This window comes from Microbacterium pumilum, assembly GCF_039530225.1.
Lineage (GTDB): Bacteria > Actinomycetota > Actinomycetes > Actinomycetales > Microbacteriaceae > Microbacterium > Microbacterium pumilum.
The window spans coordinates 2,165,161-2,188,174 of record NZ_BAAAOH010000001.1 but is presented as its reverse complement, the minus strand read 5'-3'; the positions used below and the strand labels follow the sequence as shown (position 1 = coordinate 2,188,174).

The following is a 23,014-nucleotide window of genomic DNA, read 5'->3' as shown; positions in this document are numbered from 1 at the left end:
TGCGGCGCCGACCCGCTTCGTGTCAGGGCCGACTCGATCGTGCCGCGGGCTCTGCGGGCGTGCCGACACCGGGATCCGACCGGTCGTCGACCATGGCCTGGGCCACAAGGACCGTGCCCGCGGTCCTGCGCGCTCGCCGAACGATCGTCACGGCGACCGCCGCAACGGCGAGACCCGCGGCAGGCAGCAGTGAGCCGATCGCGAGCACCAGCATGCCGACGCAGAGGACAGCGGCGATGACCGCCATCCACCATCCCGTGGTGAATCGGCGCAGCAGACGCACGGCCGCAACCATGCCCAGCGCGTAGATCGCCACCATGCTGCTCGTGTGCACGAGGATGAACGGCTTGAGGTCGAGGCCGGAGGCGAGCATGAGACCGAAGTACGCGAGCACGACGACTCCGGTGAGAGCGAGCGCGCGACGCGGTATGCCGCCCGATTCGGCGCCCGCGGAGAACCACCGCGGCAGATCCCGATTCAAGGCAAGTGAGGCGCCCAGCTTGGCGAATGCGGCGAGGTAGGCGTTCATGACGCCCAGCGCGACGATCGCAGCGATGACTCCCACCGCGATCGCGCCGAGTCCCTGCGAGCCGAGACGGGCGAGTTCGAGCAGCGGAACCGCCCCGTCGCCGGCATCGCCGCCGAGGGCACCGACCGTCACGATCTGCAGGATGAGGTAGCAGGCGCCGGTCACGACGAGGGCGATCGCCGTGCCGACCGGGATGTCACGGCGCGGATTGCGGAACTCCCCCGAGATGTGCGTCCCGACCTCCCAGCCGGCGAAGGCCCACACGAACAGGCTCACGGCGGTGCCGACACCCACCCAGCCGTGCGGCAGGAACGGTGTGTAGTTCTGCGGGTCGACGGCCGGTGCGGCGAGCGAGACGACAACCACCACGACGCCGAGGAGCAGCGCGGTGAGGACGAATTGCACCCAGCCCGCCACGCGGACGCCGAACGCGTTGGCGGCGAAGGGCGGCACCAGGATCGCGAGGGCCAGGAGCGGCACCATGCTCCGGTCGATTCCGGCGACGGCGGCGACGTAGTTCGCACCCAGCACGGCGACGACCGGCGCGCCCGCGCACACGCCGAACATGAACCAGTAGCCGGTCATGCGAGCAGCGGTGCCGCCGAGCGCCCGCCGCACGTAGCTTGCGACACCGCCGGGGTCGGGATAGCGCGCCGCCAGGACGGCGAATGTGCCCGCGAGAGGCACCGACAGGCCGATGACCGCGATCACGGCGACGATGCTCGCCGGCCCAGCCACAGCTGCCGCAAGCCCGGGCAGCACCAGGAGACCGGTTCCGAGGACGGATGCGATGTAGAGGGCGGTGCCCTGCACGATGCCGATCCCGCCGTGGCGAGCGGGGGCGGGCGGTGCGTCCGGCGAGGTCACTCCTCCAGTCTCGCGGTCGGCGAGGACACGCGCTCGCGGCGATCGGACGTCGTTCCGCGGATTCCTGCCAAACCCTCGCGTGCATGCCGCGACCTCACTGTGGAGCGATGCCTGCCCGCTCGAATGCGGCGGCCGCCGCATCCCACGACGCCTGTCGATCCCGCGCGACGAGACCGAGCCGCGTGCGCCGGTCGAGCACGTCGTCGATCGTCAGCGCGCCCTCGACCGCAATCCCCCACTCCAGTTCCTGCGCCGTGACGCCCCGGGCGCCGCGAGGACCGTCGGGCAGTGCGGCCGCGAACGGCGCCTCCGCGCCGTAGCGGCGCACCAGCCGCGGTGCGGCGGCGATCTCGCCGAGCCGTGGGCGCGGCCACGCCCCGACGAGAGGCAGGGCGCGCGTCCGGGAGCCCGGCATGTCGTCCGGCGCGAATCGCCGTGCCGCCGCGACGTCGACGGCGTCCTGAGCCATCCGGCGATAGGTCGTGAGCTTTCCGCCGACGACGCTGAGAAGGCCGGTCGACGACTCGATGATCGCGTGACGACGCGACAGGTCACTCGTCTCGCCCTCGGCGCGTCCGGCCAGGAGCGGTCGCAGCCCGGCGAAGGTGCCGAGCAGATCGTCGCGGGTGAGAGGCGACGCCATCACGGTGTTGATGGTGGCGAGGAGCATGTCGATCTCGGCATCCGTCGCTGTCGGAACCTCGGGGAGCGGTCCGTCGGCGGGCGTGTCGGTCAGCCCGATGTATGCCCGGCCGTGCGGCGCGGGAACGGTGAAGACAAACCGGTTCGATGAACCGGGCACGGCGACGGTGAGCGAGACGTCCGAGTCGCCGAGCCGCGCCGCGTCCACGATGAGGTGGGTCCCGCGGCTCGGCCTCAGCACGACGGCGGGATCGAACTCCCCCGCCCACACTCCCGTGGCGTTGAGGACCGCTCGGGCCCGAACCCGCAGCTCCGATCCGGTGAGCGCGTCGCGCAGGAGCGCGCCGTCGCCATCAGCCTCGAGCGCCTCGACCTGCGTGAGGATGGATGCTCCATACCCCGCCGCCGTGCGGGCAATGGCGACCACGAGCCGTGCATCGTCGATGAGCTGGCCATCCCACCCGCGCATGCCCCCGCGCAGCGAGTCAGCGCGCAGGGCCGGTGCGAGGCGGAGCGTCTCGTCCCGGCCGATCGGTCCTGGGGCGTGGAGCACGGCGTCGGGGGTGCCGACGATCCGCCGCAGGCCATCCCCGAGCCCGTAGCCCATTCCGACATATGCGCCTCGCGACATGTGCCCGGGCGCGTACAGCGGGGTCACCTGCGCCATGGGCCGCACGAGATGCGGCGCGATCCGGGTCATGAGCAGATGCCGCTCAGATGCGCTCTCGTGAGCGATGGCGACCTGACCGGATGCCAGATAGCGCAGGCCGCCGTGGACCAGCTTCGAGCTCCATCGGCTGGTGCCGTGCGCGAGGTCCCGACGCTCGACCAGCACGGTGCGGAGCCCCCGGCTCGCGGCATCCAGCGCGATCCCGGCGCCGGTCGCGCCGCCGCCGATCACGAGGATGTCGACGTCGGGATCGGTGCCGAGCGCGTCGAGCTCGCGGGCCCTGCGCCGGGCGTGGAGGGCGGACGGCAGGGGCGTCCGGCCGAGGACGGGCGAGATCACGCGGCCGGCACTTCGAGATACCCCGCGAGCGCGCGGCCCAGTTCGGTCCGCCACGACTCGGCGGGCAGCCATTCGGCCACCACGGATGCCGAGAGCACGGCTGACTGAGCGATGAGCAGCACCATCGCGGCCAGCTGGGATGGTTCCCACTGACGAACGAACCCGGCGCGCTGGGCGGCGCCGATCTGCCGCGCCAGCTCGGCGTGGATGGTGCGCTGACTCGTGCCGAGCCGATGCAGGACGTACCGTGCGAACAGCTCGGGGTCGGTCTCGCGCAGCCGGTCGACGAGCGGAAGCCGCCGTACCCGATCCGCGGTGTCGACGAGCACCGACACGAACTCCGGCAGATCAGAAGCCGTCGACGCTCCCGAGGGCAGCACCGCAAGCAGCTCACGGGTCACGAGCGCGGCGAAGACCGACTGCACGTCGGGCCAGTAGCGGTACAGCGTCTGCCGGGCGATGCCGCATCGCCGTGCGATGTCGGATGCGGTGGTCCGCCGGATCCCGTGGGCGAGCACTTCTTCGAGCGCGGCGTCGAGGATCGCAGCCTCGGTGTCGGTGACGCCATCAATCATGTGACAACCATACAGAATGTGTCATACTGTCGCCATGCCTGCGACGACGCCGTCGAGCTCGGAATCGACACCATTCCCCGTAGAGGTGCCCGCCGCTGCCGCCCCTCGATCACGGTGGGACGCGTGGGGCACCGAACCTGCGCGGCTGCCGCCCGGTGCGCGGGCCATCCTCGCGACCGTACTGCCCGGAAAGCCGCGCGCCATCCCCCGCCGCGATGGGCCAAACCTGACGCCGTCTCACCTCGACGTCACGACGCTCGCGGCGTTCGCCGAGATCGTCGGCCCCGCGAATGCGACCCTCGGCGACGACCTGCGGATGCTGCACCTCGGTGGAAAGAGCACACCCGATCTGCTGCGACGCCGCCTCGATGACCCTCAGACGGCGCCTGACGCGGTGATCTCTCCGGCGACCCACGACGAGGTCGCCGCGGTGCTCACCCTCTGCGACGATCGCGGAATCGCGGTCGTGCCGTTCGGCGGCGGCACATCCGTGGTGGGCGGTGTGGATCCTCAGCGCGGCGCGCACCCCGCCGTGATCGCGCTGGATCTCTCGCGCACGGCAGCCCTCCTCGACCTCGACGAGGTCTCGCTCCTCGCGACCTTCGGCGCGGGCACGACCGGACCGCAGGCCGAGGAGCTGCTGGCCGCGCACGGCTGCACGCTCGGCCACTTCCCGCAGAGCTTCCAGTTCGCGACGATCGGCGGCTTCGCCGCGACCCGCTCGAGCGGTCAGGCGTCGCGAGGCTACGGACGGTTCGATGACCTGGTCCACGCCCTGCGCGTCGCGACCCCCGTCGGCGAGCTGTCGCTCGGGCGCGCACCGGCGAGCGCGGCAGGACCGGACCTTCGTGAGCTGTTCCTCGGGTCCGAGGGAGCGCTCGGCGTCCTCACCGAGGTGTCGGTGCGCATCAGACGGCTGCCCGGGGCGACCAGGTACGGCGCGTGGACGTTCCCCGACTTCGCGTCCGGCTCGGCGGCCATCCGCGAGGCGACCCAGCGCGGCATCCGCCCCACCGTCCTGCGGCTGAGCGATGAGGCCGAAACGCGCGTGAACGCGGCTCTCGGCGGGCACCTCACGCGGATGCGCGGCTGCCTCGCCGTCGCGACCTTCGAAGGGTCGGATGACGCCGAATCCGAGGCGATCCGCTCGAAGCTCGATTCCCTGTTCGCGGCGCACGGCGCCAAGTCGCGCGGCGAGGATCCCGCTCGGTCGTGGGAGCGTGGGCGATTCTCCTCACCCGCCCTGCGCGACACGCTCCTCGACACCGGCGTCCTCGCCGAGACCCTCGAGACGGCGACGACGTGGGCACTGCTGCCGGGGCTCAAGCGGACCGTCACCGAGGCGCTGACCGACACCCTGGCCGCAGAGGGCACCAAGCCGGTCGTGCTGTGCCACATCTCCCACGTGTACCCTGCGGGCGCGTCGCTGTACTTCACCGTGATCGCGGCGCTCGGGCCCGATCCGATCGGGCAGTGGCTGCGGGCGAAGGATGCCGCATCCCGCGCGATCGCCGACGCACGCGCGACCATCACCCACCACCACGCGGTAGGGCGCGACCACCGGGCCTACCTCGAGGCCGAGGTCGGCGCGTTGGGCATCGAGGTCCTGCGGGCGGTGAAGGCGACACTCGACCCTCGCGGCATAATGAACCCCGGCGCACTCATCGCGCCGCACGCTGCCCCATAGACGCGGAGCGCCAACAGGCGCGGAGCCCCAGTCCCACAGACGCGGAAGGTGACGACGCATGAAGGTCGCGCTGCTCGTCAATCCTGCCGCCCGGGCGGGCTCTCATTCGGGCGCGGGCGCCGAGGCAGCCGAGATTCTGCGTGCCCGCGGCATCCGAACCACGATCATCAGCGGCGGGAGCGCCGCCGAGTCCCGCGAGCTTCTGCGTACTGCGGTGGAGATGGGCACCGACGCGGTGGTCGTGGCCGGAGGCGACGGCACTGTGCACCTGGCCATCCAGGAGGTGGCAGGGACCGGCATCCCCCTCGGCATCATCCCGGCCGGCACGGGAAACGACTTCGCGAGCACGCTCGGACTCAAGGAACTGGATGTCTCCGCCGCGGCAGACACGATCGCGTCCGGCCGCACCCGCGCGATCGACCTCGCGCGCGTCACGCGCACGGACGGCACCACCACATTCTTCGGCTCGGTCCTCGCGAGCGGCTTCGACTCGAAGGTGAACGACCGTGCGAACGCGATGCGCTGGCCGCGCGGCGGATCGCGCTACAACATCGCAATCCTCGTGGAGTTCCTGACCCTCACCGGCATTCCGTACGAGGTCGAGCTCGAACTGGGCGACGGCACCCGCGAGCACGTCACCGGAGACCTCGTCATGGCCACGGTCGGGAACGGCCGCACCTACGGCGGCGGCATCCCGATCTGCCCCGACGCCGACCCGACCGACGGGCTGCTCGACGTCGTCCTGGTGCGACCGGCGGGCCGGATGCGGCTGCTCCGCCTGCTGCCGAAGGTCTACAAGGGCACGCACGCCTCGGTGGCGGAGGTGTCGATCCGTCTGGTGCGGTCGGTGCGGCTGTCGTCGCCCGGAGTGACCGCGTACGCGGACGGCGATCCGATCGGTGCGCTTCCGCTCACCGTCGACGTCGTCCCAGGAGCCCTCACCGTCTTCTCGCCGTAGCAGGAGAAAGCGGACCCGGAAGCGGTCAGTGCATGGCCTGCGCGGCGCGCAGCGACGACAGCACCTGGTCGCGCAGCTCTTCGGGAGCAGTCTCCTTGCACGCCCTCGCGATGACCTCGGTCAGCGTGCGGGCCACCAGCGCTTCGTCGGTGCAGTCGGCGCAGTGCGCCAGATGCTCGGCGATGTCGGCCTGCTCCGTCTTGCACACCTCGTGGCGGAGATACTCCTCCAGGTCGCGCCGCGCCTTGTCACAGCCGCAGTCGGTCATGTCTCTCTCCTCGTGGCGGCCGTGGAGATGCCGCGCTCCTTCGCGTAGTCGGCGAGCAGTTCACGGAGCAGCCGCCTGCCTCGATGCAGGCGGCTCATGACTGTGCCGATGGGGGTCTTCATGATGTCGGCGATCTCCTGGTAGGCGAAGCCCTCGACGTCTGCGAGGTACACCGCCAGCCGGAAATCCTCGGGGATGGCCTGCAGCGCGTCCTTCACGACGGATGCCGGCATCCGGTCGATCGCTTCGGCCTCCGCCGACCGCGAACTCGTCGCGGTGGTCGATTCTGCGCCGCCGAGCTGCCAGTCCTCCAGATCGTCGATCGTTCCCTGGTAGGGCTCGCGCTGCTTCTTGCGGTACGTGTTGATGTACGTGTTGGTGAGGATGCGGTACAGCCAGGCTTTGAGGTTGGTGCCCTGGGTGAACGTACGCCACGATGCGAACGCCTTGACGAACGTCTCCTGGACGAGGTCTGCGGCATCGGCGGGGTTGCGGGTCATGCGCATGGCGGCTGCGTACAGCTGGTCCATGAAGGGCAGCGCCTGCTCTTCGAACTGGGTACGCGCTTCCTGCGCCGGGTCGGCCTGTACCTGCTCAGTGGGTTCGGTCATCACGCGCCAGTCTACGGCGGCGTCCCAAACTCCCGAGTCCGGCCAGGTCGATGCCCCGGCATCCGTGCGATCGAGGGTGGCGATCATCCGGCTCCGCTTCGCTGGTAGGTCTGTTGGGTTCAGTAGGGTAGAACCCGATGACAGCCGACGGGTATTCCCCAGACTTCGCGACGGGCGCGCGCGGGCCTTGGCAGGCACCTGTCGCGCCTGCTCCGATGCACGCGACCGTCACAGTGCCGGGCTCCAAATCGCTGACGAATCGTGAGCTCATCCTCGCGGCGCTCGCCGACGGACCCAGCCGGTTGATCGCACCCCTCCACTCGGACGACTCGGCGCGGATGGTGGACGCGCTGCGCGCGCTCGGCGTCGGCATCGAGTTCGAGCCGGGCAACGGGAAATACGGCGATGACATCGTCGTGACTCCGGTCTGGCCGCTGCGCGGCGGCACGGAGGTCGATTGCGGACAGGCCGGCACCGTGATGCGTTTCGCCGCGCCGCTCGGCGGCTTCGCGTCAGGCGACGTGACGATGACGGCGCACGAGAGCGCCCTCCACCGCCCGATGGGCGCGATGATCACGGCGCTGCGCGATGTGGGCGTCGACATCGACGACGGCGGGCACTGGGCGCTGCCGTTCATCGTCCGCGGACACGGGCACGTGCGCGGCGGCGAGGTCACGATCGATGCGAGTGCATCGAGCCAGTTCGTGTCGGGTCTGCTGCTCGCCGCGCCGCGGTTCGATGTCGGCATCCATCTCGTGCACTCCGGCGCGCGTCTGCCGAGCACCCCGCACATCGACATGACCGTCGAGGCGCTCGCCCATCGCGGTGTGCACGTCGAACGGCCCGCGACCGGCGAATGGATCGTTCCGGCGGGTGCCATCCGCGGGAAGGATGTCGCAATCGAGCCCGACCTGTCGAATGCCGCGCCGTTCCTCGCCGCCGCGATGATCGCCGGCGGCTCGGTGTCGGTGACCGGATGGCCGGCTCACTCGACGCAGCCGGGTGCCATGCTCACCGAGATCCTGACGCTGATGGGCGCCAAGGTCGTCCGCCGCGGTGGCGCGCTCACCGTGACGGCCACGGCTGGCGGCATCCAGGGCGTGGATCTGGATCTGTCGGCAGCCGGTGAACTGACCCCCACGATCTTCGCGCTCGCCGCTTTCGCCGACACTCCCACGACGCTGTACGGCATCGGGCACATCCGCGGCCATGAGACCGACCGGATCGCTGCGCTCAGCGCCGAGCTGCGCAACCTGGGCGGCGAAGCGCACGAGCTCGAGGACGGCATCCGCGTCGTGCCCCGGCCGCTGCACGGCGGTCGCTGGCATGCCCACCACGATCACCGCCTCGCGACGACCGGCGCGCTGATCGGGCTCGGAGTCCCCGGCATCGAGATCGACGACATCGGCACGACGGCCAAGACGATGCCGCAGTTCCCCGAGCTGTGGCAGCGCATGCTCGACGCCGACGGCGCGCCCGGCGCCCTGCAGCCGGAGGCCATGCGCGCATCGTGAGCTGGCTCGAGGATCTCGACGACGACGACGAACCCGAGTTCGATGAGGCGGACGTGCGCGTACGCCCGAATCCCAAGGCCAACCGACCACGGTCGAAGCGCCGCCCGGCACACGCGGATGCCGAGATCGCCCGCGTGCTCGGCGTCGATCGCGGGCGCTACACGGTGCTCGTCGACGAGAACGGCCCGGACGAGCGCACGGTCCTCGGAGTCCGTGCACGCGAGCTGCGCAAGATGCCCATCGTCACGGGCGACCGGGCGCGAGTGGTCGGCGACCGCACGGGCGACGGAGGCACGCTGGCCCGCATCGTGGGCATCGAGGATCGGACGTCGCTGCTGCGGCGGAGCGCCGACGACACCGATCAGGTGGAGCGGATCATCGTGGCCAACGCCGACCAGATGCTCGTCGTCGTCGCAGCGGCCGACCCCGAGCCACGCGAGCGGCTCGTGGACCGCTACCTCGTCGCGGCATTGGATGCCGGCATCCGCCCACTCCTCGTCGTCACGAAGACGGACCTCGCCGATCCCTCGAGCTTCCTGGAGCACTTCGAGGGACTCGACCTGGAGGTCTTCACCAGCGCTCAGGACGAGATGCCGGTCGAGCGCATCGGCGCCGCTCTCGTCGGGCACTCGACCGTGTTCGTCGGTCACTCGGGTGTCGGAAAGTCGACGCTCGTGAACGTGCTGGTGCCCGACGCGCGCCGCGCGACCGGCCATGTGAACGTCGTCACCGGCCGCGGCCGTCACACCTCGTCGTCGACGGTGTCGCTGCGGTACCACGGCGAAGGCGGGGCAGGCTGGGTCATCGACACACCTGGTGTGCGTTCGTTCGGACTCGGCCACGTCGATCCGGCCAACATCCTGCGCGCATTCACCGATCTCGACGAGATCTCGAAGGAGTGCCCGCGCGGATGCACGCACCTTCCAGACGCCCCGGACTGCGCGATCGTCGAGGCTGTGGCCGAGGGTCGCCTGGGCGACAACGGAGCCTCGCGCCTGGACTCGCTGCAGCGCCTGCTGCTGACGTTCGCCGACAAATCATCCCAGCGGGCGGGATCGACCTCGCCGTCTACGCTGGAATCGTGACCCCCGCGCGCCTCGAACCCGGCTCCCTCGCCCCCGCCTTCACGCTCCTGGATCAGGACGAGCGACCGGTGACGCTCCGCGACCTTCGCGGCGAGCGCGTCATCCTGTTCTTCTACCCCGAGGCCATGACGCCGGGCTGCACGAAAGAGGCGTGCGACTTCCGCGACAGCCTTGCACCGCTTCAGTCGGCCGGCTACACGCTCCTCGGCGTCTCTCGCGACACACCCGAGAAGCTCCGACGCTTTCGCGAGGAGGAGCGGCTGACGTACGACCTGCTGAGCGACCCCGATCGCAGAGTCCACACGAAGTATCGGGTGTGGGGCGAGAAGCTCAACTACGGCAAAGTCATCATGGGCGTCATCCGTTCGACGTTCGTGATCGATCCGAAGGGTCGCGTGGAGCACGCGCTGTACAACGTCCGGGCGACCGGCCATGTCGCTCGACTCCGCCGGCTGCTGCGCGTCGACGACGCGTAGGCTCGGCCGTCGGCGCGACGATGGCGCTCAGCCGGATGCCGCATCCCGCCCGTCGCGACCCGAGACGTCACGACCGGCATTGCGAACGGCGATGACGAGCAGCACCAGCGCCACGATCGCCGGGATCGCCAGCACGAGCCCCGTCGCCGGATGGCCGTAGGTCCCGGTGACCGCCCCGAGTGCAACCGCGAGGATCAGCACCTGAGTGACGATGCCTCCGGAGCGGCCCCACGACAGCTCCCGCCAGATCGCGATCGCGAATGCGAGGACGGCTGCCGCACCCACCGCCGTCAGAATCACGAGCGCGAGAGCGCTCACGAGCGAGACGGTGTCACCGGTCGTGATCGCGATGATCTGCCACGCCGCGAGCGCCACCAGTGCGATGCCCTCGATCCCCACGACCACGGCCGCGGCGCGCACCACGCCTTTTGTTCGCATCCCTAACGATCCTCCGGTGTGTGTCGAAGTCTTTGTGCGAAATCTCCATGCCGCTCGGCGGATGCACAGCTACTCCCACATAAACCTGCTGGTCATCCCTTGATTCAGGTAAACCGCTATGGGAGCATTGGTGAAGCAACTGTGCTCCCACAGCGACGTGGGGCGAGCGCCGCTCGCACTCCCACAGGGTATCGGACCCGAATTCGAACCCTCGCAACCAACCACCTCGCATCAAGGAGCACCCGCATGGACTGGCGCGACAAAGCCGCCTGCCTGACCGTCGACCCCGAGCTGTTCTTCCCTGTGGGGAACACCGGTCCGGCCGTCGATCAGATCGAGAAGGCGAAGTCAGTCTGCGCCCGCTGCACCGTTACGGAGATCTGCCTGCAGTACGCGCTCGAGACCGGTCAGGACTCCGGGGTCTGGGGCGGTCTCTCCGAAGACGAGCGTCGCGCACTCAAGCGCCGCGCCGCCCGCGCCCGCCGCGCGTCCTGACACCTGCACGGCGCCGCTGCCGATCGTGAAAGGCCGGGGCGCCGGTCGTTCACCGAGCGAAGCGCAACGACCCGACCGGGTCCGCCGTCAGCTCGCAGGTCGCTCGATGTAGCGCAGCGGGATGTCGATCGTGACCTCCGTGCCGCTGCCCATGATCGTGTGCCAGTCGATGGTTCCGCTGAGCTCGCCCTGGATCAGGGTGCGGACGATCTGCGTGCCCAGCCCGCGGCCGACCTGACCCTCTGGGAGCCCCGATCCGGTGTCTCGCACCCGCACCTCGAGCCTCTCGTCTGAGCGCTCGGCGATGATCTCGACATCGCCTTCCTGCCCCGCGAGTCCGTGCTCGACCGCGTTCGTGACGAGTTCTGTGAGCGCCAGCGCCAGCGGCGTCGCGTACTCGCTCGGCAGTGTGCCGAAACGCCCCGTCGATCTCGTCCGCGCCCGTGTGTTCGGCGCCGCGGCGACCTCGGCGACGAGCTTGAGGACGCGCGCGAACACCTCGTCGAACTCGACGTTCTGCGCCAGCCCCTCGGACAGCGTGTCGTGGACGACGGCAATCGCCGACACGCGGCGCATCGCCTGGGTGAGCGCCTCGCGCGCCTCGTCGGTGTGCGAGCGACGCGCCTGGATCCGCAGCAGAGACGCGACCGTCTGCAGGTTGTTCTTCACCCGGTGGTGGATCTCGCGGATCGTCGCGTCCTTGGTGATGAGCTCCTGCTCCTGATGGCGGATCTCGGTGACGTCGCGGCACAGCACGATCGCACCGATCCGGTTGCCGTGATCACGCAGCGGAATCGTCCGGAGCGACACCGACACCCCGCGCGCCTCGATGTCGGCGCGCCACGGCGCACGGCCGGTGACCACGAGCGGCAGGGATTCGTCGAACTGGCGCTTTGCGGGCAGGATGCGGGTCGTCACCTCGATGAGCGACTCGCCTTCCAGCTCGTCATCGAACCCCATGCGGTTGAAGGCCGACAGTGCGTTCGGGCTCGCGAACGTGGTGACGCCGTCCACGTCGAGCCGGATGAGCCCGTCGGATGCGCGCGGCGCACCGCGGCGCGGCGCCGTCGGCGCGGAGAGGTCGGGGAAGTCCCCCGACGCGACCATGCCGAACAGGTCGTCCGCGCAGTCGTTGAAGGTGATCTGCTGCCGAGACGGCGTGCGCGTCTCGCCGAGATTCGTGTGCCTGGTGAGCACGCCGATCGTCAGCGGCGGCTCGCCGTTGCGCGTGCGTACGATGGGGACGGCGCGCACGCGAGTGGGGGTCTCCTCGAACCAATCCGGCGACGCGGAGTCCAGGATCTTCCCGGATTGGAACGCCTCGCGCACCTGCGTGCGCCACTGCGGCCTCACGCGGTCGCCCACGATGTCGCGATAGAACAGCGTCGCCGCACCGCTCGGACGGGTGTGGGCGACCGCGACGAACGAGTCGTCGCCCGACGGCACCCAGATCACGATGTCGGCGAAGGCCAGGTCGGCCAGAAGCTGCCCGTCGCCGGCGAGACGGTGGAGCCACTCCACGTCGCTCTCGCTCGACCGTCCCTGCGCGTAGACGAGATCGCTGAGGGTAGTCACGTACTCCAGCGTATGCGGCGCAGTCGCCTATCGAGTTCTCCCCGGTCCGCCGACCTCAGGCGGCGACGCCCCGACGCTGCAGGCGACCGCGTGACACCGTCGTCGAGGGCGGGGCGACGACGGCCTCGCCCACGAAGCGGCGAACCGCCAGCGTGAACGGAGACTTCGGCGCGATCTCGGCGATCGATCGCGCCGCGAGGAGCGCTGCATCCGCTGATCGAGGGTCCTGAGGCACGAACCACACGTCCTCGATGCCGCCGAATCGTTCGAGGGTGCGGCGCACCTGACCTCGCGCGTCGATTCCCAGCGCACCCGGCCGGATCTTGTTGGCCAGCACGACGACGCGCGTGGCGCCGATGGTCGCACGCAGCTCCGAATGCCCGCGCAGGAAGCGCGAGACCCCGATCGGGTCCGCCCCGGCGACGGCGACGACGAGATCGGCGGACCTCAGCGTCGCGAGCGTGGCGGCGTTGCGACGCGGTCCGGCGAGGTCCGACATGATCTCCTCATCGCGCTCGAGCGGAGCCGCGACATCGACCACTGTGTAATCCGCCCAGCCGCGGCAGACCGCGAGCGCCGCGGCCACCCGGGTCTCGCTGAGCTCCGGCCAGCGGGACGGCCGGTTGAGCCCCGTCAGCACGTGCACACCAGAGCGCCCGAGGGGCGTGCTGACCCGCGTCAATTCCCGAGCATCGAGCAGTCCGAACTCGCCCTGCCGACACGCGGCCGCGAACCCGGGACCTTCGTCGGCGAGCCCGAGCGTCAGGGCGATCGACGGCGCGTGGGTGTCCGCGTCTACCAGGCCGACCTGGCGACCGCCGCGCGCGAGTTCGACGGCGAGTTCTATCGCGATCGTCGAGCGCCCAGGGGCTCCGGCGGGTCCCCACACGGCGATGATCTTCGGCTCCGGCCTCGCCGAGGCTCCGAGCGGCGGGGCCGCTGAAGCCGGTGCTGTCGCGAGCGCCTCGGCGATGAGCCACGCCTCGGCTTCGAGGGGCAGTGGCTTCTCGAGGCCGAAGGCCGCGGCGAGCCGTTCGTCGTCGGGGCCCTCGCACAGCGGCAGGATGCGGGTGCCCGCACGATCGCACAGCGCGACGACACTCGCCGTGAGCGACTCCCGGCCGACCTCCAGGACCACGGCATCTGCTTCGGCGAGATTGCGGATCACCTGCTCCACCTCGGCCCCGAGCATGGCGTCGGCGGCGGCGAGCGCGACGGCGGATGCCGCGACCACCCCGAGGACGTCGTGACCCTCCCTCGTCAGCCCGGCCACCAGATCGGCGCGGCGGTCTGCGGCGATGAGGAGTTTCACTCGCTCGCCCCTGCCGTCGGCACGACGGACAGTGCCGACCCGTCAGCCATCGCGTCCAGCGTGGCCGCGACATCCGCTCGGGGAATGACGAGTTCGAGCGCGGCGGATCCGCCGCCGATCATCGAATCGTCGTGAGACACGGATACCACGGTGGCGGCTGCGACGAGGATGCGCGGCGTGTCGAACTCGCCACGTTCGAGCAGTGGCGCCGACCAGACCTCCACGACCGTGCCGGCCTCCACCGATGCGGGCACGTCGACGGCGCTGCGCACCACCACGCTCGTGGTGCGGGCTCGCGATGCGTCGCCCACGGCACCCGCCGGCACGAGCTCGCCCACGGTGATCGTGCGTGTCGCGACCAGTCCCTCGGCGAGCGCGTCCGGCGCCAGGTAGGCGTCGCCCAGCTGTCCGAGCGCGACCTCGACGATCTCGAAGTCGGCGTCCGTGATGGTCTCGCCCGGGACGATCGTGTGGGATGCGGCGAACACCGGCGCGGTGTGGCGGGCCGCCGAGACGACGAACCAGACGCCGGCCACCGAAGCCACGATGAGCAGGAGTCCGAGGAAGAAGCGCGCATCACCCCACGGCGTGCGACGGGGAACGCGGGCGGGAGCGACAGCGGTCATGCGACCATCGTCGCTCAGCTCCGGACCATGCCCGCGTCGTTATCCACAGCCCTGTGCGCCCCGGCCCTCCCCCTTCAGGACGCGACCATAATGGGGACATGAGTGAGAACCCGGCCTCCGAGGTGCGCCTTCTGGGCATCGCCCAAGTCGCCGAAGTCCTCGGAGTGTCCGTCGATGAGGTGATGGACCTGGTGACCGAAGGCCGCCTGCGGGGTATGCGCGTCGGCTCCCCGGCGCGCTGGCGTGTGGACGAATCGAGCGTCTCGCAGTACCTCGACGACCAGGCCGATGAAGCACGGCGCATGGCGCTGTGGCGCCAGTCGAGTACCGCGAGCTTTCCCGAGCTGTGGGGCACCGGCGCCGTCCGCAACCCGGACTGACGGGCAGCCGCCGAGTCTCGATCGAGCTGGTGGCGACAGGTCAGACGAGAGCGGGTCCGTCCACGCGGATCCACGAGACCGCGCCGAACGGCACCAGCCGGTGACCCGTGACCGCATCCGTGCGTCGCGGCGAGCCCGGCTCGTGGAGCGCGACATCGAGGTGGTCGGCACCCGCCCGATCGATCGTTCCGGTGAGCTGACGCCCCGAGGCGAGATGGATCGCGACGAAAGCCCGTCTCCGTACCAGATCGCGAAGCACGAAGCCCAGGGTGAGTCGGTCGGCGAACGCGGATCGAGCGGGCGCTGGCCGGGCCGTGAGCAGCAGATCGGGGTGCGGCATCCCGATGGACGTGAGTGAGGCGAACGGTGCAAGCACCGCGCCGGAGCGGCCGTGATCCGGCTCGAGGGCTACCCAGTCGGGGCCGACACCGCTCACCTCCGCGCGGATGACGGTGCCGTCCGACAGCTCGAACGACGGCGAGTCGGTGACGCGCTCGCGGCCCACGAGCTGGGCCAGTCGGTCCTTCAGGGCGACCCGAGAAAGCCGGAGTCGCTCGGCCTCGGTGTCGAGCGCGGCGCGCTCCGCCTCCCACTCGGAGGCGAGCTGATCCTCGAGGTCGTCGAAGAAGCGATCCCAGCGCACCCAGCGAGGCTAGGGCAATCGTCACGACTCGATCACAACTTATCCACAACCGCCTCCTCGGTTCCTGCTGGGAGTTGCCTCTGTGTTCTACTTTCCGGACGACATCCCCCCGTGTCAGATAGGCAAGCTAATGGCAACGACGCCGACGGGCCATGCCCGGGCATATCGCGCGTCCGATGGGGCGCTGGAACTCTCCGAGTTCTTCGCGCCGCAGCGGACGCCATCCACCGCGCTCCCAGACCCGGAGCCGTTCCTTCGCAACCTCACGCGTGGGGTTTTCGAGGTGCTCGCCGGGGTCCGCGACGTCGATCAGCTGGCACGCTGGCTGACCGAGGATCCGTACCGGCGGCTCGTGACGCGCTCGAACCTCGCAGCCCGCGCGCGCAGTGCACGCGGCGTGCCGGCGAAGCGCCCGATCCACGCGGTCCTGTCCGCCCGGCACTCATCACCGGCGGACGGCGTGGTCGAGGCCGTCGTGATCGTGCAGGGACCGGCCCGCACCCGAGCCGTCGCAATGCGGCTCGAGGGGATGGACGGGCGCTGGCGCGCGACATCCCTCGCGATCCTCTGACATCGAGGCCGACGAGAGGGCCGACCCCAGCGTCGTGGCCGGCCCGCTCGTCCTTGTTCTCTGGTCGATGGGATCGAGGTTCCTTCGTCGACGAGATCGCGGGTCACTCCTCGTCGATGAGTTCGAGCAGCCTCTTCAGCTCATCCCGGAGTTCGGTGTAGTCGTACTGACCCGCGCGGCTCTCGGCCGCGATCACTCCTGAGCGGTGCACGCGACGGAAGTCGCCGATGGGGAACGAGAACCTCCCTTTGGTCTCGGCGGCCTCCTGCTTGTCGATCCCGAGATGCCAGTGCGAGTACTCGGTCCAGCCGTGCTCCTCGATGAACGAGTTCTCCTCGTCCGCCGTCGGCGCAGCCTCCGACCAGGCGTCCCGCTCGTCGCGGACGACCTTGCCCTCGCGCACGAGCGCGCGCGCATTCCGCAGCGCCGGTCGATTCAGTTCGATTGCCATGACCGCACCGTAGACACGCCCGCAGGCGTCTGCGAGGGGCTTGACGAGGGCGCCGCGACCACCCTCGGTCGGTCACTGCTTATAAGACGCGAGGAAGTTGCCGAGTCGTTCGATCGCCTCGGTCAGCACCCGCGCCTCGGGCAGCGTCACGATGCGCAGGTGGTCGGGGCTCGCCCAGTTGAACCCGGTGCCCTGGACGAGCAGCACATGCTCGGATACCAGGAAGTCGTAGACGAGCTTGCCGTCGTCGCGGATTTCGTAGACGTCGGGGTCCAACCGGGGGAAGGCGTACAGCGCGCCTTCCGGCTTGACGCACGTCACGCCGGGGATCGCCTCCAAGCCACGCCATGCGGCATCCCGCTGCTCGTGCAGGCGCCCTGTGGGGGCGATGAGTGCGTCGATGGACTGGACCCCCGAGAGGGCGGCCTGCACGGCGTGCTGAGCCGGCACGTTCGGACACAGCCGCGTCGAGGCCAGCAGGGTGATCCCCTCGATGAAGCCCGCGGCGTGGTCCTTCGGTCCGGTGATGACCAGCCACCCGGAGCGGTATCCCGCGACGCGATAGGTCTTGGACAGCCCGTTGAAGGTGAGGCAGAGCAGATCCGGAGCGACGGACGCCATCGGGATGTGCTGCGCGTCGTCGAAGAGGATCCGGTCGTAGATCTCGTCCGACAGCACCAGGAGCGAGCTCTCACGGGCGATCTCCGCGATGCCTTCGAGCACCTCGCGCGAATACACCGCACCGGTCGGATTGTTCGGGTTGATCACGACGATCGCCTTGGTATGGGGCGTCACCTTGGCGCGGATGTCGTCGAGGTCGGGCTGCCAGCCGTTCGACTCGTCGGCGAGGTAGTGGACGGGCGTGCCGCCGCCGAGGCTCGTCATCGCCGTCCAGAGCGGATAGTCCGGTGCCGGGATGAGCACCTCGTCGCCCTCGTCGAGCAGCGCCTGCATCGTCATGGTGATGAGTTCCGAGACGCCGTTGCCGAGGTAGACGTCATCGGGGCCGAACGGCGGAAACGACGGGTCCTGTTCGTAGCGGTAGACCACGGCACGACGAGCGGACATGATGCCCCTGCTGTCGCTGTACCCGTGCGCTCCCGGCACGGCCTCGATCATGTCGCGCACGATCTGGAACGGAGCGTCGAAGCCGAACGCCGCCGGGTTGCCGGTGTTGAGCTTGAGGATTGTGTGACCCTCGTTCTCGAGCCGGTCGGCCTCGACGAGTGCCTGCCCGCGGATCTCGTACAGGACGTCCTTGAGCTTGCGGGACTGGTCGAGGGTGCGAAGCGGTGCGGTCATGCTCATCGCACAACAATACCCGCGGGATGTCGGAGCCAATCGACCGCGAGTGGACCGGGCCGAACCCCCAGACCGAGATCTCGATGCGCGGCGCTACGCGGCGCTGCTCGGTCCGAGTCGGGCCGCTTCGACGCCGTCTCGCGGCATCGACCCGGCGCGACTCACTTCTTCTTGTCGGCCGCCCGGCGCTGGGCCCGGTTCAGCGGTGCCGCCGCTCCGGAGGCCGGCGGTGCATCCGTCCGCTGACCGAACGCGCCGCGCGGCGCCTCGGCGACGGGTGCCGCCGCGGGCGCGGGTTGACCGGCGACCGCGGTGGCGGTGGATGCCGCAGCCGCCGCCTGGCGCAGTCTGCTGGTTGCCGCCTGCTGCACCTGTCCGCGATCGTTTCGCACCTCGACCTCGCCGGCATCGTTCGCGGCGGAGTACTCCAGCCGCTGTCCTTCGACCGGTACGGCGCCGAGGCCCTTGGCCTCGACCTGCGCCGGCACGCCGTCGGCGTCCGGGCGACGGATCTCGACCTCGAGGTTGTAGAGGTAGCCGACCGACTCCTCCTTGATCTGACTCATCATGGCCTGGAACATCTGGTAGCCCTCGCGCTGATACTCGATCAGCGGGTCGCGCTGTGCCATGGCACGCAGTCCGATGCCGTCCTTGAGGTAGTCCATCTCGTAGAGGTGGTCGCGCCAGCGACGGTCGAGCACCTGGAGCACGACGCGACGCTCGAGCTCACGCGTCGCCGGGGTGCCGAGCGTCTCTTCGCGCTTGCCGTAGGCGATCATCGCGTCGGACAGGATCTCGCGCTTGAGGCCGTCCGCGGTGATACGGCCCTTCGTGCCGGCGTCCGACACGACCTCGTCGATGGTCACGCCGACCGGGTAGAGGGTCTTGAGCTCGGTCCAGAGCGCGTCGAAGTCCCAGCTCTCGGTGTGACCGCTTCCGGTGTGGTCATCGATCACGGCGTTGATGGCGTCCTCGATGAAGTGCTGGACTCGATCGGCGATGTCATCGCCGTGCAGGATGTGCCGGCGGTCCGAGTAGATCGCTTCGCGCTGGCGGTTGAGCACATCGTCGTACTTCAGGACGTTCTTGCGGATCTCGGCGTTGCGAGATTCGACCTGCGACTGCGCGCTCTTGATCGCGCGCGAGACCATGGTCGATTCGATCGCCACGTCGTCGGGGAAGTTGGTGCGCGCGAGGATCGCCTCAGCGGCGCCTGACTGGAACAGCCGCATCAGGTCGTCGGTCAGCGACAGGTAGAAGCGGCTCTCGCCGGGATCACCCTGACGACCGGATCGACCGCGCAGCTGGTTGTCGATGCGACGCGATTCGTGGCGCTCGGTGCCGAGCACGTAGAGTCCGCCCGCTTCCACGACCTTCGTCGCCTCGACGGCGACCGTGTCGCGAGTGCCCTGGTAGACGGCATCCCATTCGGCCTCGTACTCTTCGGGGTTCTCGACGGAGTCCAGACCCTTGGCCTTCATCTCCTGCACGGCGAGGAACTCGGCGTTGCCGCCGAGCATGATGTCGGTTCCGCGGCCCGCCATGTTGGTCGCGACGGTGACGGCGCCGAGGCGCCCGGCACGGGCGACGATCTCGGCCTCCCGCGCGTGGTTCTTCGCGTTGAGGACCTCGTGCTTGATGCCCTTCTTGGCAAGGAGCCGCGAAAGGTACTCGCTCTTCTCGACGCTCACCGTGCCGACCAGCACCGGCTGGCCGGTTTCGTGACGCTTGGCGATGTCTTCGACGACCTGGGCGAACTTGGCCTGCTCGTTCTTGTACACGAGGTCGGACTGGTCCTTGCGGATCATCGGCTTGTTCGTCGGGATCGGCACGACGCCGAGCTGGTACGTCGACATGAACTCGGCGGCCTCGGTCTCGGCCGTGCCCGTCATGCCAGAGAGCTTCTGGTAAAGGCGGAAGTAGTTCTGCAGGGTCACTGTCGCAAGGGTCTGGTTCTCGGCCTTGACCGGCACCGCCTCTTTCGCCTCGATCGCCTGGTGGATGCCCTCGTTGTAGCGACGACCGACCAGGATGCGGCCGGTGTGCTCGTCGACGATCATGACCTCGTCGTTCATGACGACGTAGTCCGAGTCGCGCTTGAACAGTGCGAGCGCCTTGATCGAGTTGTTGAGGAAGGAGATCAGCGGCGTGTTCGCCGACTCGTAGAGGTTGTCGATCCCGAGGTAGTCCTCGACCTTCTCGATTCCCGGCTCGAGCACGCCGATGGTGCGCTTCTTCTCGTCGACCTCGTAGTCGATGCCGGCATCGAGGGTCTTCGCGATCTTGGCGAACTCCACGAACCAGCGGTTCGCCTCACCCGATGACGGCCCCGAGATGATGAGCGGCGTCCGCGCCTCGTCGATGAGGATGGAGTCGACCTCGTCGACGATGGCGTAGTAGTGGCCACGCTGGACGAGGTCCTCCTTGCGCCAGGCCATGTTGTCGCGCAGGTAGTCGAAGCCGAACTCGTTGTTGGTGCCGTAGGTGATGTCGGCGTTGTACTGCTCGCGGCGCACCTCGGGCGTCTGCCCGGCGACGATCGTGCCGGTCGTCATGCCGAGGGCGCGGTAGATACGGCCCATCAGTTCCGCCTGGTACGACGCGAGGTAGTCGTTCACCGTGATGACATGGACACCCTCGCCGGCGATCGCGTTGAGATAGACCGCGAAGGTGGCCGTCAGGGTCTTGCCCTCACCGGTCTTCATCTCGGCGATGTTGCCGAGGTGCAGCGCCGCGCCTCCCATGACCTGGACGTCGTACGGGCGCTGGCCGAGGGTGCGCTTCGCGGCCTCGCGCACCGCGGCGAACGCCTCGGGCATGAGCTTGTCGAGCGACTCGCCGGCCTCGTGGCGGGCGCGGAGTTCGGCAGTCTCGCCGCGGAGTTCCTCGTCGGTCAGCTGGGCGTAGTCCTCTTCGAGGGCGCTCACCGCCTTCACGACCTGCTGGAGCCGCCGGAGGATTCGGCCCTCGCCGGCGCGAAGCAGTTTCTCGAGAGGGTTGGCCACTGGACGTTCTCCATCTGTCAGGTGCGGCGCTGATCGGCACCGATGTCGCCATACGCTGAGCGTGCGGGCATACCCGCCCATGTTACCTGGCCGTGATCTTGGAATGGGCTGGATGCCGGTGCGCGCGGACTCCGGATGCGGCTGCCCCGCGGCATCCGTCGACCTGGAACTGTCGCCGCCGAGGCGCCACAGACTAACCTGAATTGTGTCCACCGTCGATGACCAGGTCGAGGTCGAGGCTCCCCTGGAGCCCGCCGTGATCACATTCCGCGATCTCGGATTGGGCGAGCCGGTGCTCAAGGCACTGAGCGACGTCGGCTACGAGACGCCGTCGGCGATCCAGGCCGCGACGATCCCGCCCCTCCTGGCCGGCCGCGACGTGGTGGGCCTCGCGCAGACCGGCACCGGCAAGACCGCGGCGTTCGCGGTGCCCATCCTCGACCGGCTCGATGTGTCGCAGAAGAGCGTGCAGGCACTCGTGCTCGCTCCGACGCGCGAGCTCGCGCTGCAGGTATGCGAGGCGTTCGAGAAGTACGCGTCGCACGTGCGCGGCGTCCACATCCTCCCGGTGTACGGCGGTCAGGGCTACGGCGTCCAGCTGTCGGCGCTGCGGCGTGGCGTGCACATCATCGTGGGCACGCCCGGCCGGATCATGGACCACCTCGACAAGGGCACGCTGGATCTCTCGGAGCTCCGGTACCTGGTGCTCGACGAGGCCGACGAGATGCTCAAGATGGGCTTCGCCGAAGACGTCGAGACGATCCTCGCCGACACCCCCGACACCAAGCAGGTCGCGCTCTTCTCGGCCACGATGCCGGCGGCGATCCGGCGCATGTCGCAGCAGTACCTGCACGATCCCGAAGAGATCACGGTCAAGACCAAGACCACGACGTCCGCGACGATCGCGCAGCGCTATCTGATCGTGTCGTACCAGCAGAAGATCGACGCGCTCACCCGCATCCTCGAGGTCGAGAACTTCGAGGGCATGATCGTGTTCGCCCGCACCAAGAGCGCGACCGAGGAGGTCGCCGAGAAGCTGCGCGCCCGCGGCTACTCCGCCGCGGCCATCAACGGCGACATCGCGCAGGTGCAGCGCGAGCGCACCGTCAACCAGCTGAAGTCCGGCAAGCTCGACATCCTGGTGGCGACGGATGTCGCTGCCCGAGGCCTCGACGTCGAGCGCATATCGCACGTCGTGAATTTCGACATCCCCACCGACACCGAGTCGTATGTGCACCGGGTGGGTCGCACCGGGCGCGCCGGGCGGTCCGGAGAGGCGATCAGCTTCGTGACGCCCCGCGAGCGCGGCCTCGTATCCGCGATCGAGCGCGCGACCCGTCAGCCCCTCACCCAGATGCAGCTGCCGACCGCCGAGGACGTCAACGTCACGCGGCTCGCCCGCTTCGACGATCGAATCACCGCCGCGCTCGGCCAGACCGAGCGGATCGACGGCTTCCGCGACGTGATCGCCCATTACGTCCGGAATCACGACGTGCCCGAGGTGGATGTGGCCGCCGCGCTGGCGGTGGTCGCGCAGGGCGAGTCGCCGCTGCTGCTCGAGCCCGAGCCGGCGCGGCCGAAGCGCGAGTTCGACGACCGCGGCGATCGGGGCGATCGACCGGGACGATTCGACCGAGACGACCGCGGCGAGCGCCCGGAACGCCGTGCCCGACCGAGCGGCGGCAGGATGGCGACCTACCGCCTCGCCGTCGGCAAGCGGCACCGCGTCGAGCCCCGCCAGATCGTGGGCGCCCTGGCGAATGAGGGCGGTCTCAGCCGTGGCGACTTCGGCGCGATCCAGATCCGCCCCGACTTCTCGCTCGTCGAGCTGCCGGCCGACCTGCCCGCCGAGACCCTCGCCCGGCTCGCCGACACCCGGATCTCGGGCAAGCTCATCGAGCTGCGACTCGACACCGGTGCCCCGGGGCGCTCGCGGGGCGATGACCGGCCGCCGCGCAAGCCGCGACACCGCGACTCCTCCGACCGCTGACAGCG

At 69.6% G+C, this 23,014-nt stretch carries 22 protein-coding genes; 9 read left to right on the top strand and 13 right to left on the bottom strand.

The annotated features are described in order from the left end of the window. Window positions 1-22: 22 nt before the first annotated feature. The 3 genes from ABD188_RS09545 to ABD188_RS09535 form a co-directional block, all read right to left on the bottom strand. The gene (locus ABD188_RS09545) at window positions 23-1,396 is read right to left on the bottom strand and encodes an APC family permease (RefSeq protein WP_344061090.1); all 1,374 of its coding nucleotides are present in this window, start codon (window positions 1,394-1,396) and stop codon (window positions 23-25) included. A 94-nt stretch (window positions 1,397-1,490) separates the two neighbouring features. Further along, complete coding sequence (locus ABD188_RS09540; protein WP_344061087.1) at window positions 1,491-3,047, bottom strand: glycerol-3-phosphate dehydrogenase/oxidase; 1,557 nt, start codon at window positions 3,045-3,047, stop codon at window positions 1,491-1,493. After that, window positions 3,044-3,622: a TetR/AcrR family transcriptional regulator gene (locus ABD188_RS09535; protein WP_344061084.1), complete on the bottom strand. Its 579-nt coding sequence runs from the start codon at window positions 3,620-3,622 to the stop codon at window positions 3,044-3,046. Before ABD188_RS09535 ends, ABD188_RS09540 begins: the two co-directional genes overlap by 4 nt. 34 nt (window positions 3,623-3,656) lie before the next feature. Here ABD188_RS09535 and ABD188_RS09530 point away from each other — a divergent pair, with 34 nt between their 5' ends. Then, complete coding sequence (locus ABD188_RS09530; protein ID WP_344061081.1) at window positions 3,657-5,309, top strand: FAD-binding oxidoreductase; 1,653 nt, start codon at window positions 3,657-3,659, stop codon at window positions 5,307-5,309. A 58-nt stretch (window positions 5,310-5,367) separates the two neighbouring features. Further along, a complete protein-coding gene (locus ABD188_RS09525) occupies window positions 5,368-6,267 on the top strand; it encodes a diacylglycerol kinase (protein ID WP_344061078.1) in 900 nt (299 codons plus the stop codon). Window positions 6,268-6,292: 25 nt separating this feature from the next. Here ABD188_RS09525 and ABD188_RS09520 read toward each other — a convergent pair whose 3' ends face one another. Both ABD188_RS09520 and ABD188_RS09515 read right to left on the bottom strand, forming a co-directional pair. Next, window positions 6,293-6,535, bottom strand: a complete 243-nt coding sequence (locus ABD188_RS09520; RefSeq protein ID WP_344061076.1) for a zf-HC2 domain-containing protein — start codon at window positions 6,533-6,535, stop codon at window positions 6,293-6,295. Next, on the bottom strand, window positions 6,532-7,146 hold the full coding sequence (locus ABD188_RS09515; protein ID WP_344061074.1) for a sigma-70 family RNA polymerase sigma factor: 615 nt from the start codon (window positions 7,144-7,146) through the stop codon (window positions 6,532-6,534). Before ABD188_RS09515 ends, ABD188_RS09520 begins: the two co-directional genes overlap by 4 nt. A 137-nt stretch (window positions 7,147-7,283) precedes the next feature. On the opposite strand from ABD188_RS09515, the gene aroA reads away from it, so the two are divergent. Genes aroA through bcp form a run of 3 tightly spaced genes read left to right on the top strand, consistent with a single transcriptional unit; the run spans window position 7,284 to window position 10,221 of the window. Beyond that, window positions 7,284-8,660, top strand: coding sequence for a 3-phosphoshikimate 1-carboxyvinyltransferase (aroA, locus tag ABD188_RS09510; RefSeq protein WP_344061071.1), 1,377 nt, complete (start codon window positions 7,284-7,286; stop codon window positions 8,658-8,660). Further along, window positions 8,657-9,745 (top strand): ribosome small subunit-dependent GTPase A, encoded by a 1,089-nt coding sequence (gene rsgA, locus ABD188_RS09505; RefSeq protein ID WP_344061068.1) that lies wholly within the window; start codon window positions 8,657-8,659, stop codon window positions 9,743-9,745. The genes aroA and rsgA overlap by 4 nt, the downstream gene beginning before the upstream one ends. Then, on the top strand, window positions 9,742-10,221 hold the full coding sequence (gene bcp / locus ABD188_RS09500; protein WP_344061065.1) for a thioredoxin-dependent thiol peroxidase: 480 nt from the start codon (window positions 9,742-9,744) through the stop codon (window positions 10,219-10,221). The genes rsgA and bcp overlap by 4 nt, the downstream gene beginning before the upstream one ends. A 27-nt stretch (window positions 10,222-10,248) precedes the next feature. Here the strand turns inward: bcp and ABD188_RS09495 are convergent, their stop codons facing one another. Continuing rightward, window positions 10,249-10,659 (bottom strand): histidine kinase, encoded by a 411-nt coding sequence (locus ABD188_RS09495; RefSeq protein WP_344061062.1) that lies wholly within the window; start codon window positions 10,657-10,659, stop codon window positions 10,249-10,251. A gap of 246 nt (window positions 10,660-10,905) precedes the next feature. Here ABD188_RS09495 and ABD188_RS09490 point away from each other — a divergent pair, with 246 nt between their 5' ends. Then, window positions 10,906-11,154, top strand: coding sequence for a WhiB family transcriptional regulator (locus tag ABD188_RS09490; protein WP_018171995.1), 249 nt, complete (start codon window positions 10,906-10,908; stop codon window positions 11,152-11,154). An 87-nt stretch (window positions 11,155-11,241) separates the two neighbouring features. On the opposite strand, the gene ABD188_RS09485 is transcribed toward ABD188_RS09490, so the two are convergent. From ABD188_RS09485 to ABD188_RS09475, 3 genes are read right to left on the bottom strand one after another with little or no spacing between them, the layout of a single operon-like run. Next, window positions 11,242-12,729 carry a sensor histidine kinase gene (locus ABD188_RS09485; RefSeq protein ID WP_344061059.1) on the bottom strand — a complete coding sequence of 496 codons (1,488 nt, stop codon included), beginning with the start codon at window positions 12,727-12,729 and terminating at the stop codon, window positions 11,242-11,244. 55 nt (window positions 12,730-12,784) lie between these two features. Continuing rightward, complete coding sequence (locus ABD188_RS09480) at window positions 12,785-14,041, bottom strand: CpaE/TadZ family protein (protein WP_344061056.1); 1,257 nt, start codon at window positions 14,039-14,041, stop codon at window positions 12,785-12,787. Further along, window positions 14,038-14,667: an SAF domain-containing protein gene (locus ABD188_RS09475; RefSeq protein ID WP_344061053.1), complete on the bottom strand. Its 630-nt coding sequence runs from the start codon at window positions 14,665-14,667 to the stop codon at window positions 14,038-14,040. Before ABD188_RS09475 ends, ABD188_RS09480 begins: the two co-directional genes overlap by 4 nt. Window positions 14,668-14,765: 98 nt before the next feature. On the opposite strand from ABD188_RS09475, the gene ABD188_RS09470 reads away from it, so the two are divergent. After that, window positions 14,766-15,047, top strand: coding sequence for a helix-turn-helix domain-containing protein (locus ABD188_RS09470; protein ID WP_344061050.1), 282 nt, complete (start codon window positions 14,766-14,768; stop codon window positions 15,045-15,047). A 40-nt stretch (window positions 15,048-15,087) separates the two neighbouring features. Here the strand turns inward: ABD188_RS09470 and ABD188_RS09465 are convergent, their stop codons facing one another. After that, window positions 15,088-15,690 (bottom strand): hypothetical protein, encoded by a 603-nt coding sequence (locus ABD188_RS09465; RefSeq protein WP_344061047.1) that lies wholly within the window; start codon window positions 15,688-15,690, stop codon window positions 15,088-15,090. Window positions 15,691-15,820: 130 nt separating this feature from the next. Between ABD188_RS09465 and ABD188_RS09460 the strand changes: the two genes are divergently transcribed. Next, on the top strand, window positions 15,821-16,261 hold the full coding sequence (locus ABD188_RS09460; protein ID WP_344061044.1) for an Rv3235 family protein: 441 nt from the start codon (window positions 15,821-15,823) through the stop codon (window positions 16,259-16,261). 103 nt (window positions 16,262-16,364) lie between these two features. Here the strand turns inward: ABD188_RS09460 and ABD188_RS09455 are convergent, their stop codons facing one another. The 3 genes from ABD188_RS09455 to secA all read right to left on the bottom strand — a co-directional run bounded on the left by ABD188_RS09455 (window position 16,365) and on the right by secA (window position 21,019). Continuing rightward, window positions 16,365-16,712 carry a hypothetical protein gene (locus ABD188_RS09455; protein WP_344061041.1) on the bottom strand — a complete coding sequence of 116 codons (348 nt, stop codon included), beginning with the start codon at window positions 16,710-16,712 and terminating at the stop codon, window positions 16,365-16,367. A 72-nt stretch (window positions 16,713-16,784) separates the two neighbouring features. Then, the gene (locus ABD188_RS09450) at window positions 16,785-18,020 is read right to left on the bottom strand and encodes a pyridoxal phosphate-dependent aminotransferase (protein WP_344061038.1); all 1,236 of its coding nucleotides are present in this window, start codon (window positions 18,018-18,020) and stop codon (window positions 16,785-16,787) included. Between the two features lie 155 nt (window positions 18,021-18,175). Further along, the gene (secA, locus tag ABD188_RS09445; RefSeq protein ID WP_344061035.1) at window positions 18,176-21,019 is read right to left on the bottom strand and encodes a preprotein translocase subunit SecA; all 2,844 of its coding nucleotides are present in this window, start codon (window positions 21,017-21,019) and stop codon (window positions 18,176-18,178) included. 205 nt (window positions 21,020-21,224) lie between these two features. Here secA and ABD188_RS09440 point away from each other — a divergent pair, with 205 nt between their 5' ends. After that, window positions 21,225-23,009 (top strand): DEAD/DEAH box helicase, encoded by a 1,785-nt coding sequence (locus ABD188_RS09440; protein ID WP_344061032.1) that lies wholly within the window; start codon window positions 21,225-21,227, stop codon window positions 23,007-23,009. Window positions 23,010-23,014: the final 5 nt, after the last annotated feature.